11 protein-coding genes and 1 pseudogene are annotated in these 12,750 nt (G+C 71.9%); 10 read left to right on the forward strand and 2 right to left on the reverse strand.

The features are described from left to right. A pseudogene (locus IE294_RS35370) lies at positions 1 to 1,213 on the reverse strand (DUF6531 domain-containing protein); the annotation flags it as partial. Positions 1,214 to 1,559: 346 nt separating this feature from the next. Further along, complete coding sequence (locus IE294_RS35375) at positions 1,560 to 3,278, reverse strand: chitinase (RefSeq protein WP_189893032.1); 1,719 nt, start codon at positions 3,276 to 3,278, stop codon at positions 1,560 to 1,562. Positions 3,279 to 3,618: 340 nt separating this feature from the next. Here IE294_RS35375 and IE294_RS35380 point away from each other — a divergent pair, with 340 nt between their 5' ends. From IE294_RS35380 to IE294_RS35425, 10 genes are read left to right on the forward strand one after another with little or no spacing between them, the layout of a single operon-like run. After that, a complete protein-coding gene (locus IE294_RS35380) occupies positions 3,619 to 4,440 on the forward strand; it encodes a hypothetical protein (RefSeq protein WP_373315902.1) in 822 nt (273 codons plus the stop codon). 58 nt (positions 4,441 to 4,498) lie between these two features. Next, positions 4,499 to 5,203 (forward strand): Flp pilus assembly protein CpaB, encoded by a 705-nt coding sequence (gene cpaB, locus IE294_RS35385; protein ID WP_189893036.1) that lies wholly within the window; start codon positions 4,499 to 4,501, stop codon positions 5,201 to 5,203. A gap of 9 nt (positions 5,204 to 5,212) precedes the next feature. Next, on the forward strand, positions 5,213 to 6,448 hold the full coding sequence (locus IE294_RS35390; protein ID WP_189893039.1) for a CpaE/TadZ family protein: 1,236 nt from the start codon (positions 5,213 to 5,215) through the stop codon (positions 6,446 to 6,448). A 7-nt stretch (positions 6,449 to 6,455) separates the two neighbouring features. Further along, positions 6,456 to 6,836, forward strand: a complete 381-nt coding sequence (locus IE294_RS35395) for a TadE family protein (protein WP_189893041.1) — start codon at positions 6,456 to 6,458, stop codon at positions 6,834 to 6,836. 1 nt (position 6,837) lies between these two features. After that, entirely contained in the window at positions 6,838 to 7,179 is a 342-nt protein-coding gene (locus IE294_RS35400) for a TadE/TadG family type IV pilus assembly protein (RefSeq protein ID WP_014674671.1), read from the forward strand. Positions 7,180 to 7,197: 18 nt separating this feature from the next. Beyond that, positions 7,198 to 8,535: a TadA family conjugal transfer-associated ATPase gene (locus IE294_RS35405; RefSeq protein WP_189893042.1), complete on the forward strand. Its 1,338-nt coding sequence runs from the start codon at positions 7,198 to 7,200 to the stop codon at positions 8,533 to 8,535. 11 nt (positions 8,536 to 8,546) lie between these two features. Continuing rightward, positions 8,547 to 9,491, forward strand: coding sequence for a type II secretion system F family protein (locus IE294_RS35410; protein ID WP_189893044.1), 945 nt, complete (start codon positions 8,547 to 8,549; stop codon positions 9,489 to 9,491). 13 nt (positions 9,492 to 9,504) lie between these two features. Continuing rightward, positions 9,505 to 10,392 carry a DUF5936 domain-containing protein gene (locus IE294_RS35415; protein ID WP_014674674.1) on the forward strand — a complete coding sequence of 296 codons (888 nt, stop codon included), beginning with the start codon at positions 9,505 to 9,507 and terminating at the stop codon, positions 10,390 to 10,392. 8 nt (positions 10,393 to 10,400) lie between these two features. Then, entirely contained in the window at positions 10,401 to 11,936 is a 1,536-nt protein-coding gene (locus IE294_RS35420) for a sensor histidine kinase (protein ID WP_189893046.1), read from the forward strand. A gap of 10 nt (positions 11,937 to 11,946) precedes the next feature. Beyond that, positions 11,947 to 12,705 (forward strand): response regulator, encoded by a 759-nt coding sequence (locus IE294_RS35425; RefSeq protein ID WP_189893048.1) that lies wholly within the window; start codon positions 11,947 to 11,949, stop codon positions 12,703 to 12,705. Positions 12,706 to 12,750: the final 45 nt, after the last annotated feature.

The following is a 12,750-nucleotide window of genomic DNA, read 5'->3' on the forward strand; positions in this document are numbered from 1 at the left end:
GCGGATCACCGTGCCGTCCGGGTTCACGACCTTCAGCGGCAGGCCGAGGCCGTTGTACTCCGCCCGCGCCTCGCGGCCGTCCGGACGGACCACCCGTGTGAGGTTGCCCGGCTCGTCGTACTCGAACGTCGTCGTGTGGCCCAGGGGGTCCGTCGTGGACAGCAGGCGGTTCTAGCGGTCCCGGCGGTGGTGGGTCGTCGCGCCCAGTGGGTCGGTCTCCGCCACCACCTGCCAGGCGTCGTTCACCAAGTAGCGTCGTGTGTGGCCCTCGGCCGTCGTAGCCGTCGTCGTCCTCAGGCCCGTTGCCGCGTCCGGGTCGCCGTACGTCAGGCGCAGCGCCATGTGACCCGCCGAGCCGCCTTCCGCGACGCAGCGGTCCTGGTCGTCGTACTCGTACGTGTAACTGCGGTCGTTCGTGTCCGTCCAGGAGGTGACGCGGCCGGCCTCGTCGTACGTGAAGCGGAGCGGCAGGCCGGAGGAGTTGACGACCTCCGTGAGGTTGCCGTCCGTGTAGCCGAAGCGCCTCAGTTCCTCGCCGGTCGCGGTCAGGTGATACGCCGTGACGCGGCCGGATTCCGTCGTGATGCGGACACCCTGGCCACCGCTCGTGTGGACGCCCAGCGGGGTGCCCACGGTGTCGTACTCGACGGTGATCCAGTTGCCGTTGCGGTCGTCGACCTGTTCGAGGACCGCGAGGCCGGGGCCTTGGTCGGCGAAGTGCCAGGTGCGGTGGGTTCGGGGGTCGGTGATGGTGTAGTCGTCGTCCACGCGGGCCAGGGGGAGGCGGGGGCCGTGGCTGGGCAGGGTGGGCAGGCCGGGGGCGGGGTGGGGGTAGGACAGCAGGAGGCCGTCCTCCGTGATGTGGACGACTCCCTCCGCGTCGATCTCCAGGCGCTGGTCCAGGGTGGAGGACCAGGAGGGGCCGAACCAGCGGCCCAGGTGGTAGCCCGACTCGACGCGCCGGGTCAGGAGCAGGGGGAGTGTGCCGGGGAGGGTGACGTCCGTCTGGGGCAGGTACATCTTGCCCGTGGCGAGGTCGATCGGGTCGGTGCCCTTGCTCTCCACCGCCTCGCCGGTACGGGAGGGCTGCTGCGGGTCCTCGTTCACCCGGTCCCGGGCCGTCTTCCCCCACGCCGAGGCCGTCCGTGCCGACGAGCTGGGGCAGCAGGCGTCCGCCGAACTCGGAGGGGTCCTTGCGGGCCTCGTCCCACATGAACCAGCGCACACCACCGAAATCCGCCGTGAGGGGCGCGCCACCCTGGTCCACCGGTACGAGCACCGCGGTACGCCGGAACTCGCCGAGCAGCACGGCGAACCGGTGGCGTTCCCGCTCAGGGGCGTCCGTGGTCCCCGGTGGGCCGGGTACGGCCATGTCCGTGTAGTCGTACAGCCGTGACCTGCGTATACGCCCCCCGTCCTCAACCATGGACGGGATCGTCACAGTGCCTGACGGCAGTCGCAACGCGATGCCCGACTGACCGATCAAGTCCGGCCGTCCCGCCGCACAGCACAGCGCCCGGACCCAAAGGCCCGGGCGCTGGGTGGAGCCCAAGGTCACGTCACGGGAGTGCGTGGACGTGGGGTCCGACCGTGTTCGACCATGCGTTGCCCGCCGTCGCGTCCCAGTTCGTGGACCAGGTCATGGCGCCCCGGAGCGCGGGGTACGTCTTGGACGGCTTGAAGGTGCCGCAGTTCGTGGCCGCCGTCAGGCAGTCCAGGGCGTTGTCGACCACCGTCGGGGAGACGTAGCCGCTGCCCGCCGCGCGGGTGGAGGCGGGGACGCCGAGGCCGACCTGGGACGGGGAGAGACCGCCCTCCAGCTGGATGCAGGCGAGGGCCGTCAGGAAGTCGACCGTGCCCTGGCTGTAGACCTTGCCGTCGCAGCCGAGCATGGAGCCGCTGTTGTAGTACTGCGTGTTGACGACCGTCAGGATGTCCTTGATGTTCAGGGCCGTCTGGAAGTACGTGTTCGACGTGGACTGCATGTCGATCGTCTGGGGGGCCATCGTGATGATCAGCGAGGAGCCCGCCTTGGACGACAGCGAGCGCAGCGCCTGCGTCATGTAGGTCGCGTTCAGGCCGTTCTCCAGGTCGATGTCGACGCCGTCGAAGCCGTACGTCTGCATCAGGGAGTAGACCGAGTTGGCGAAGTTGGCGGCCGAGGACGCGTCGTTGACCGACACCGAGCCCTTCTCGCCGCCGACCGAGATGACGACCTTCTTGCCGGCCGCCTGCTTGGCCTTGATGTCGGCCTTGAACTGGTCGACGGTGTAGCCGTTCAGGCCGGCGGAGTCCAGGGTGAAGGAGACGGCTCCCGGGGTCGACGTGGCGTCGGCGAAGGCCACCGCGATGATGTCGTAGGACGACGGGACGTCCGAGAGCTTCTGGACCGTGGCGCCGTTGTTGAAGTTCTGCCAGTAGCCGGTCACCGCGTGCTTGGGCAGGGAGCCGCCGCCTCCGCCGCCCGTGCCGGAGGCCGTCGTGCCCGTCACCGTCGCGGACTTGGCCGACTCGCCGGCCGCGTTGGTCGCCGTGACCTGGAAGGAGTACGACGTGGACGCGGTGAGGCCGGTCACCGTCGCGGACGTGCCGGTCACGGCGGTGACCTTCGTGCCGTTCCGGTAGACGTTGTAGCCCGTCGCGCCCGACACCGCCGACCAGGACAGGGAGACCGCGGAGGACGTCGTACCGGTCACGGAGAGGCCGGCCGGGGCCGCCGGGACCGTCGGGGCCGGGTCGCCGCCTCCGCCGCCGTCGGGGCCGTAGACCGAGAGGTCGTCGGCGTAGTAGGCCGCCTGGCCGTACCAGCCGTGGGTGTAGACCGTGACCGAGGTCGTGGACGAGCCCGTCGTGAACGTCGTAGACAACTGCTTCCAGGAGGCCGAGTCGGGGGTCCAGGTCGAGACGTCCGTCGTGCCGGTGCCCGTCACGCCCAGGTAGGAGTAGCCGCCCTGGACCCACGCGCTCAGCGTGTACGTCGAGTTCGGCTTGACCGCGACCGCCTGGGTGCACTGGGCGTTGTCCTGGCCGGCCGGGGTCGCCTTCAGGGCCGCTGTGCCCCCGTGCACCGGGGACGTGACCGTCGTGCCGCTGCCGGCCGTACACGTCCAGTTGGCCAGGCCCGACTCGAAGCCCGCGTTCTTCACGTTGTTGACGTCCGCGGCGGACGCGGGGCCGGCCGTGGCGAGGCCCGCGACCGAGAGGGCCAGGGCGGTGGCGGCGGACCATGCCGCGAGCCGCCGTCCGCGGGGTCTGGGTGTGCCTGGTGCGCGGTCCACTGGAGCCTCCGTGGGGAGTGGGCGGTGAGGGGAGGAGAGGGGCGGTGGCCACCGCTTGCGCCCTTAAGTTGGTCCAGACCAATCCGGGTGTCAAGAGGTCCAGACCAAAACCGTCTTCGATCGGCGGCTCAACCTGTCCAGGTTTGGCGGGACTTGCTACGGGAGAGTTCCACACCGGCTTCACAAACGCTGTTCTCCGGCCATACGCCCGTGGATACAGTGCTCAGGTAGTCACGCAATGAAGTCGTCCTGGCGCACGGGAGTGACACCGGTGGGCCGGGCGGGTGTGAAGAGCGGGGAGCTGCGCGTGCCAACTGCCATTGCCGTGACCAGTGCCGACATGGCGCTGCCGGCGCAGGACGAGCGGACCATGCCCGCCGTCGTGCTGGCCGGCCTCGACCACAAGCCGCTGGACCAGGCCCTCACCGAAGTCAACACCCTCACCGAGCAGTACGGCTATGTGGTCGTCGTCTGCTCACAGGCCACCCCGGAGCCGGTCGTACGGCGGCTCCACACCCTGCGCTCGCTGCTGGAGAGCGACCGCATCGCCCTGTTCCGGCCGGAGCTTCCGCCCCTCGGCATCGCCGTCCTGGCCCGGCAGCTGCGCCAGCTCGCCTCCTGCGACCTGAGTCCGGGCGTCCTCGCCTCCGCCGGCCGGCTGCTCACCCACTACATCCACGCCGGCGCCGTCCTCGGCTCCGTCGCCAAGCTGGACCGGGTCCCCGTCGGCCTCAAGGCGCACGCCAGGTCCTGGATGCCGGGCAGCCAGTTCGCCGTCCTCGCCCACCCCGAGCCCCAGCTCGTCAAGGTGGCCCCCGACGCCGTGCTCAAGGGGCCCGAGTTCAGCACCTGGATGCTGGTCGCCAAGGGCCAGTTGCAGAGCGACTGGGCCGCCGGGCTCGGCACCCGGTGGGGTGTGCACGGGCTGCGCGAGGTCCCGCTGCCCGCCGAGTCCCCGGTGTGGTGGGGGACCGGCCGCGTGGTCGAGTTCTGCGGCTACCTCGCCGACCTGTCCGTGCTCTACCAACTGGTCACCTCCGTACGGCAGACCAGCTGTCACTGGTGCGGCCTGGACGTCATCGGCGACCGCTGCGTCTTCTGCTCCGCCATCCCGCCCGCGTACGGGACACCCCGCGCCCTGGAACAGCGAACGCCCGCCTGACCTGCGCGAACCTGACCCGTCCCGCTCGACCGATTCCCCCAATGAGGTTGCACGGTTCATGAACTCCCGTCAGCGCCGCGGCGTGATACTCCTGATCCTGTCGGTCCTGTGCGCGCTGGGCGCGTTCGCCGGCGTGCTCTCCGTCATCCACGACGCGAACTCCAAGGTCGGGCCCGAGGTCGCCGCCTACCGGGTCAGGTCCGAGGTGAAGCCGTACACCGCCCTGGACACGGGCCAGTTCGAGAAGATCGAGATGCCGAAGCGGTGGCTGTCCGGCAACGCCGTCACCGACCTCCGGCAGATCCGCGGCAAGATCGCCGTGACCACCCTGCACGCCGGCTCCCTGCTCCAGACCGACATGATCGTGGACCGGCCCGCCCTCCAGCCCGGCCAGCAGGAGGTCGCCATCATGATCGACGCGGCGACCGGCGTGGCGGGCAAGATCACCCCGGGGTCGCGGGTCAACGTCTATGCCACCTTCGAGGGAAAGAAGGAGGGCGACCCCGACCAGTCGAAGATCATCGTGACCAACGCCCGCGTCATCGACGTCGGCCGGATCACCGCCCTCGAACCCGACCGCGACAAGGACCGGCAGCCCACCGAGGCCGTCCCCATCACCTTCGCGCTGTCCACCATCGACGCCCAGCGCGTCACCTACGCCGAGTCCTTCGCCCAGCGCGTCCGGCTCGCGCTCGTGGCCCCCGGCAGCGAGACCAGCGTCCCCGACAAGGACCGCACCTACGAACTCGCGACGGACAAGTGAGAGGCGGCCATGCCCACCAGGATCCTCCCGGCCGGCGCGGACCCGGACGCCGTCCGCTCCCTCACCACCCTGCTCAGCCAGCTCCCCGACGCCGAGCCGCAGCCCCCGGTGACCGACTCCACCCAACTGGTCGACACCCTCGCCCGGCTCGCCGCCGAGTCGGTCGACGAACTGCCCGAGGTCGTGGTCGTCCACGAACGGATCGGCCCGGTCCCGGCCCTGGAACTGATCCGCGAGGTCGCCCTGCGCTTCCCGGCCGTCGGCGTCATCCTCGTCACCACCGACGCGAGCCCCGGCCTGTTCGCCGCAGCCATGGACTCCGGCGCCCGCGGCCTGGTCGCGCTCCCGCTGTCGTACGAGGAGCTCGCCAACCGCGTGCAGGCCGTCGCCCAGTGGTCGACGGGGGTACGACGGCACCTCGGGCACGGCGCCGAGGTGCTCGCCGGGGCCGGCGGCACCGTCGTCACCGTCAGCGGCGCCAAGGGAGGGGTGGGCGCGACACTGACCGCCATCCAGCTCGCCCTCGCCGCCCAGGCCTCCGGCCGCGCCACCGCCCTGGTCGACCTCGACCTCCAGACCGGCGACATCGCCTCCTACCTGGACATCCAGTTCCGCCGGTCGGTGGCCGACCTGGCCGCCATCACCGACATCTCGCCCCGCGTCCTCGCCGACGCCGTCTTCCGCCACGACACCGGGCTCGCCCTGCTCCTCGCGCCCGGCGAGGGCGAACGCGGCGAGGAGGTCACCGACCGCGCCACCCGCCAGCTCGTCAGCGCCCTGCGCTCCCGCTACGAGGTCGTCGTCGTCGACTGCGGCGCCCAGCTCAGCGGGGCCGGCGCGGCGGCCGTCGAGATGGCCGACACCGCGCTGCTCGTCACCACCCCGGACGTCATCGCCGTACGCGCCGCCAAACGGACCGTACGGATGTGGGACCGGCTCCAGATCCGCAAGGCCGAGGAGACGACCGTGGTCGTCAACCGGCACACGCGCAGTACGGAGATCCAGCCCGCGCTGGTGCAGCGCATCACCGGGACGGCGCTGGCGCGTACGGCCGTCCCCGCCAACTTCAAGGAGCTGCAAGGCGTCGTGGACGCCGGGCGGGTCCACGAACTCGACGCCAGGAGCACGGTCAAACAGGCGCTGTGGGGGCTCGCGGGCGAGCTGGGGCTGGTGAAGGCCGCGGAGGGAGCCTCCCACCGCGGGAGCGGACGCGGTTCCGTGAGCCTGCGGCGGCGGAAGGAGTGAACCCCTGATGAGAAGGCCGGACGGGGACCGGGGACAGGTGAGCGTCGAGTTCCTGGGCATGACCCCGCTGATCGTCCTGACGCTGGTGCTCATGTGGCAGGCCGTGCTCGTGGGATACACCTTCACGCTCGCCGGGAATGCTGCCGACGAGGCGGTGCGGGCGGGAACGGCCGCACCACGGGGAGGCGCGCGCCAGGCCGCGTGCACGGAGGCGGGGATGAAGCACCTGTCGGGAGCGTGGAAGGGGGACGCGTCGGTGCAGTGCAGCGCGTCCGGCTACGTCACGGCCGATGTCTCCCTCAAGGTCCCGGTCCTCTTCCCGGGCGTGATCTCCTTCCCCGCCACCGTGCACGGCCACGCCGGCGCCGTCGAGGAGGTGAAGGACTGAGATGCCGTACCGCCCGGGACGCGACCGGGGCCAGGTCGCCATCGAGTACCTGGGGTTCATCCCGGTGCTGCTGATCGTCGGGCTGGCCGGAATCCAGCTCGGCGCCGTCGCCTACGCCGCCGAGCAGGCCGGTACGGCGGCCAGAGCGGGGGCGCGGGCGGCCTCGCTTGACCAGTCGTACGCCCAGGCCTGCGCCGACGCGGTGAGCGGCGGCCTGAAGGTGTCCTGCTCCTCCGCCCCGGGGGGTGACTCGGTCACCGTCACCGCGACCGTCCACATCCCCACCATCGTCTGGGACCTCGGCTCCGCCACCAAGTCCGCCACCATGCCGCTCGACCACTGACCGAGGAGAGGCGACCCCATGAGTCTGCGGGCACGCATCAGCACCCCGGAGGAGCACGGCAGCCGGGGCGAGGACGGGCACCTCGTCGCCTCCTACCGGGCCAAGCTGCTGGAGGAGATCGACCTCGCGGAGATGAGTGCGCTGGCCGCCGCCGAACGCCGGGCGCGGCTGGAGCGGGTGCTCGGGCACATCATCAGCCGCGAGGGCCCGGTGCTGTCGACGGTCGAGCGCTCCCAGCTGATCCGCCGGGTCGTGGACGAGGCGCTGGGCCTCGGCATCCTGGAGCCGCTGCTGGAGGACGCGTCGATCACGGAGATCATGGTCAACGGCCCGGACGCCATCTTCGTGGAGCGCGGCGGCCGGGTCGAACAGCTCCCCCTCCGGTTCGTCTCCGCCGACCAGCTCATGCAGACCATCGAGCGGATCGTGTCGACGGTCAACCGCCGCGTGGACGAGTCGAACCCGATGGTGGACGCCCGCCTGCCCTCCGGCGAGCGGGTCAACGTCATCATCCCGCCGCTGTCCCTGACCGGCCCCATCCTCACCATCCGCCGCTTCCCGCGCTCCTTCACCCTCCAGGAGCTGATCGGCTTCGGCTCGCTGGACGAGCACATGGTGTACCTGCTGGCGGGCCTGGTGCAGGCGAAGTTCAACATCATCGTCTCCGGCGCGACCGGCACCGGGAAGACCACGCTGCTGAACGCCCTGTCCGGGCTGATCCCGGCGCACGAGCGCATCATCACCATCGAGGACTCCGCCGAACTCCAGCTCCAGCAGACCCATGTGGTCCGCCTGGAGGCCCGCCCGCCGAACGTGGAGGGCAAGGGCCAGGTCACCATCCGGGACCTGGTCCGCAACTCCCTGCGGATGCGCCCCGACCGCATCGTGGTCGGCGAGGTCCGCGGCGGCGAGTCCCTCGACATGCTCCAGGCGATGTCCACGGGCCACGACGGCTCGCTGGCGACCGTGCACGCCAACAGTGCCGAGGACGCGCTGACCCGGTTGCAGACCCTGGCCTCCATGTCCGACGTCGAGGTGCCCTTCGTCGCCCTGCACGACCAGATCAACAGCGCGGTCGACGTCATCGTCCAGCTCACCCGGTTCGCCGACGGCGCCCGCCGGATCACCGAGATCGCACTGCTCGACAGCCACGGCGGGGAGCCGTACCGGCTGGCGACCGTGGCGCGCTTCGACGCCCGGCCCATGACCCCGGACGGCCGCGTGTACGGCGACTTCCGGTACTTCCCGCTGCCCCGCCGTACCGCCGACCGCCTCTACATGGCGAGCCAGCCCGTCCCGCAGGCCTTCGGCGTCGCCCGCTCCGCCGACCAGCTCGCCACCCGAGAAGCCAGGTAGGACCCAGGACCATGGAACTGCACACCCTCGTCCAGCTCACCACCGGTGTGACGCTGCTGACCTGCGTCCTGGCGGTGGCCGGCGTGCACGCCTACGCCTCCGGCCGGGCCCGGCGCGCCGCCCTCGTGGACCGCCTCGCGCACACCGGCGCGCCGCCCGCGACCGGCCGCACACGCCGCTTCCGCGACCTGGACCGGCGGCTGCGCCGCACCCGCCTCGGCCGCTGGCTGGAGCGGCGCCTGGCGGCCACCGGCCTGGACGTCACACCGGGGGAGTTCTTCGCCGCCGTGCTCGCGACGGTGGCCGCGCTCTGGCTGATCGGCCAGGCCACCCTGGCCCCGTTCTTCGGACCGCTCGCGGGCCTGCTGGGCGTCTGGGCGGCGGTCCAGTTCCTCAACTGGCAGCGGCAGAAGCGCATCGAACGCTTCATCAACCAACTCCCGGAACTGGCCCGCATCCTGGCCAACGCGACCCAGGCCGGCCTCGCCCTGCGCACCGCGATCGGCATGGCGGCGGAGGAGCTGGAGGCCCCGGCCGGCGAGGAACTGGCCAAGGTCGCCGACCAGCTGGCCGTCGGCCACTCCCTGGACGACGCCCTCGGCGAGCTGGCCGACCGCCTCCCCTCCCGTGAACTGGTCGTGCTCGTCACCACGCTGGTCCTGTCGAACCGGGCGGGCGGCCAGGTGGTCTCCGCGCTCCGCAACCTGACCGAGACGCTGGAGGAGCGCAAGGAGACCCGGCGCGAGATCCGCACCCAGCTCTCCCAGGTGACCATGACGTCGTACGCCGTGCCCGTCCTCGGGGTCGGCGCGTTGTTCCTGATGAACGGGGTCAAGGACGGCGCGCTGGACCGCATGACCGGCTCACCGGTCGGCCAGGCGTGCGTGATCGTCGCGTTCGCCATGTACACCGTCGGCTTCGTCCTCATCCGCCGCATGAGCCGGATCGACGTCTGAGGGAGGTGACCCGATGGCATACCTGCTCGCCCTGCTGATGGGCCTCGGCGTCTGGGGCGTCTTCGCCGGCATCCGCATGTACCGCGCGGACGCCCGGCTCCCCGGCGACCTCGCCGTCGCCCTGGAGGTCGGCGCCACCCGCACCGGCGCGGTCGGCTCGGTCGTCGACCGCATGGGCATGCGCTACGCCCCCGCCGTGCTGCGCCTGATGGGCCCGCGCCTGGTGGCCAGGTACCGCCGGAAGATCGACCTCGCGGGCAACCCCGGCGGCCTGACCATCGACCGCTACGCCGCCCGCCGCGCGGTCTACGGCGCCCTCGGCGGCGTCGGCTTCCTGGTGTTCCTCCTGCGCGGCCAGTGGTTCGTGGCCGTCCTGCTCCTCCTGTTCGGCGCGTTCTGGACGGAGGTCGGCCTCTGGTCGGCGATCCGGGTCCGCAAGGACGTCATCGAGCGCACCCTGCCGGACTTCCTCGACGTCCTCGCCGTCGTGGTCAGCGCGGGGCTCGGCTTCCGGCAGGCCCTGGACCGGGTCGCCTCCCGCTACGAGGGACCGTGGGCCGACGAACTGCGCATCACCCTGCGCCAGATGGACCTCGGCATGAGCCGCCGCGAGGCCTTCGCGGAGCTGCGGCGGCGCAACGACTCCGAGCAGGTGGCCATGTTCGTCACGGCGTTGCAGCAGGGCGAGGAACTGGGCGCGCCCATCGTGGACACGCTGGTCTCCCTGGCGAAGGACATGCGCCGCACCGACGCCCAGAACGCCCGCCGCAAGGCCGCGCGGGCGGTGCCGAAGGCCACGCTGATGATCACCACGTTCATGGTCCCGGCGACGATGCTCCTGCTGGGCGCGGGCCTGCTCCTCGGCTCCGGCGTGGACTTCGGCTCGCTCACGGGGGAGTGAGGACGGCCGTGACGGTGACGGGCTCGACGGTGCTGAGGGGGCGTACGGGCCGGGGCGTGCACGCGGGGCTGGCGCGGGCCGGGGCGTGGCTGCGGGCGGTCGGGCGGAGGCGGGATCCGGGGGCGGCCGGGTCGAAGCGGGATCCGGGGGCGGCCGGTGCCGAGGCGGAGGTCCCACCGCACCCGTCGGCAGCGGCCACGGTGACGGCGGCGCCCCCGGCCGAGCCCTCCGAGAAGCTCCAGATCCGTGCCCTCCAGGCCATGTGCCGCCAGGTCTTCGGCTTCCGCCTGGCGATGATCGTCCTGTCGGCCCCCGCCGCCCTGCTCAACGCGGCCCCCGGTCTGGGGGCCCGCCTGGTCGGCGCGGCCGTGGTCGTCACCTTCATGGTGTCCTACGTCCTCTTCCGCGACTGGGAACGCTTCGGCCCCCTCCTGCTGCGCCACCCCAGCCTCCTGGCCGCCGACACCCTCTTCGGCTCCTTCCTCCTCATCTCGGCCGGCCCGGACACCACCCTCGCCTACGTCAGCGTCTGCACCCCGCTCCTGGCCGGCCTGGTCTACGGCTGGCGCGGCGCCGCCTGCTTCGCCTCGCTCCAGTCCCTGATCCTGCTCCTGGTCCACGCCACGCTGAAGGCCGACCGCCACGCGCCCGTCGCCGAGGCCCTCCTCCTCCCCGGCCTCTGCGTCATCGCCGGTGCCATGGGCTCGACCCTGCGCAACCTGATGCTCCGCTTCGGCGCCGCGACCCAGGCCCTGACGACGGTCCAGGCCCGTCTCGCGGCGGCGGAGGCGGTGAGCGCGGAACGCGCCCGGCTGGCCCGCGAGATGCACGACTCCGTGGCCAAGACCCTGTACGGCGTCGCCCTGGCGGCGGACGGCCTGGCGGCCACGGCGTCGGCCGCGGCCCCCGACCCGGCCCGCATCAGGGAACAGGCGGAACTGGTGTCCCGCTCGGCGCGCAGGGCGGCGGCGGAGTCCCGGGAACTGCTGACGGACCTGCGCCGGGACCGGCCGGACGCGCCGGACGGCATCCCGCTCTGGCGGGAACTGGCACACCGGGCGACGGACTTCACGAGACGCACGGGCCTGGAGGTCACGTGCGGCTGGGAAGGGCGGGAGGGGGACGGCGGGGCGCGCGAGGGCGACGGCGGGGCGAGCGACGAGGACGGCGGGGCGAGGGACGGGACCGGCCTCCCCGCGCTCCCCGCTCTCCCGGCCCCCCTGGCCCGCCACGTCCTCTCCATCGTCACGGAGGCACTGGAGAACGCCCACCGGCACGCGTCCGCGACCCGCGTGGACGTACGGGCGGCGGTCGACGGCCACCTGCTCCGCGTCACGGTCCGCGACGACGGCAGGGGCCTCCCGCCGGGCACCACACTCGAAGAGCTGCGTGGTTCGGGCCACTTCGGCCTGCTCGGCATGGTCGAGCGGGCAGCGCAGGCCGGCGCCCGGATCCGCATCGGAAGGGGCCACCACGAGCGAGGCACGGAGGTCCGCCTGGAGGTCCCGTTGCCGACAGCGCCAACCGGATCCCGACATGCCTGAGAGGAGGCACATGCGCCCCGGACGACCATCACAGCCGTTCCCGCCGCCGGCGCCGGCGTCCCCGCCGCTGCGGCTGCTGGTCGCCGACGACAACCCCGTCGTCCGCGCCGGTCTGACGGCCCTGCTCTCGGGTCACCCGGACACCACGGTGGTGGCGGAGGCGAGGGACGGGCGGGAGGCGTACGAGGCGGCGGTCCGGCACCGGCCGGACGTCATCCTCCTCGACGTCCGCATGCCCGGAGTCGACGGAATCTCGGCGTTGCCCCACCTGGTGGGGCTGGCCCCCGTCATGATGCTCACCTACAGCCACGAGACGGAGACCGTGCGGGAGGCGCTGCGGCTGGGGGCGGGGGGATACCTGGTGCACGGCGAGTTCACGACGGAGCAGTTGGTGAGGGCGGTACGGGACGTACGGGAGGGGCGCCCGCATGTGACGCCGGGGGCGGCGAGGGCGTTGCTGTCGGAGCTGCGAGGGGATGCACCTGCACACGAGCCCGCACAACTACCCGTCACTGAGCCATCTTTATCCCCCCAAACCCTTTCGCAACTGCAACCATCTGTGGGACAGTCGTTCCGGTCACGGTTCCGGCTGAGCAGCAGGGAGGCGGAGATCATGGACCTCATCGCGTCCGGCATGACCAACCAGCAGATCGCCGCCGCCTGCTTCATCAGCGAGAAGACGGTCAAGAACCACATCAACCGCATCTTCGCCAAGCTCCACAGCACGACGAGGTCCCAGGCGACGGCGAAGTGGCTGGGGGTGGCCTGACATGCCACGACGGAAAACAACCCCCCACCCCGAATGGGCCTGGGG

It is taken from the genome of Streptomyces canarius, from assembly GCF_014650735.1.
Taxonomy (GTDB): domain Bacteria; phylum Actinomycetota; class Actinomycetes; order Streptomycetales; family Streptomycetaceae; genus Streptomyces; species Streptomyces olivaceoviridis.

What these genes read in the sequence shown, in the direction of transcription:
- IE294_RS35380 (WP_373315902.1), top strand. Translation starts at nt 3,619, where the DNA reads ATGGCGCTGCCGGCGCAGGACGAGCGGACCATGCCCGCCGTCGTGCTG.
- cpaB (WP_189893036.1), top strand. Translation starts at nt 4,499, where the DNA reads ATGAACTCCCGTCAGCGCCGCGGCGTGATACTCCTGATCCTGTCGGTC.
- IE294_RS35390 (WP_189893039.1), top strand. Translation starts at nt 5,213, where the DNA reads ATGCCCACCAGGATCCTCCCGGCCGGCGCGGACCCGGACGCCGTCCGC.
- IE294_RS35395 (WP_189893041.1), top strand. Translation starts at nt 6,456, where the DNA reads ATGAGAAGGCCGGACGGGGACCGGGGACAGGTGAGCGTCGAGTTCCTG.
- IE294_RS35400 (WP_014674671.1), top strand. Translation starts at nt 6,838, where the DNA reads ATGCCGTACCGCCCGGGACGCGACCGGGGCCAGGTCGCCATCGAGTAC.
- IE294_RS35405 (WP_189893042.1), top strand. Translation starts at nt 7,198, where the DNA reads ATGAGTCTGCGGGCACGCATCAGCACCCCGGAGGAGCACGGCAGCCGG.
- IE294_RS35410 (WP_189893044.1), top strand. Translation starts at nt 8,547, where the DNA reads ATGGAACTGCACACCCTCGTCCAGCTCACCACCGGTGTGACGCTGCTG.
- IE294_RS35415 (WP_014674674.1), top strand. Translation starts at nt 9,505, where the DNA reads ATGGCATACCTGCTCGCCCTGCTGATGGGCCTCGGCGTCTGGGGCGTC.
- IE294_RS35425 (WP_189893048.1), top strand. Translation starts at nt 11,947, where the DNA reads ATGCGCCCCGGACGACCATCACAGCCGTTCCCGCCGCCGGCGCCGGCG.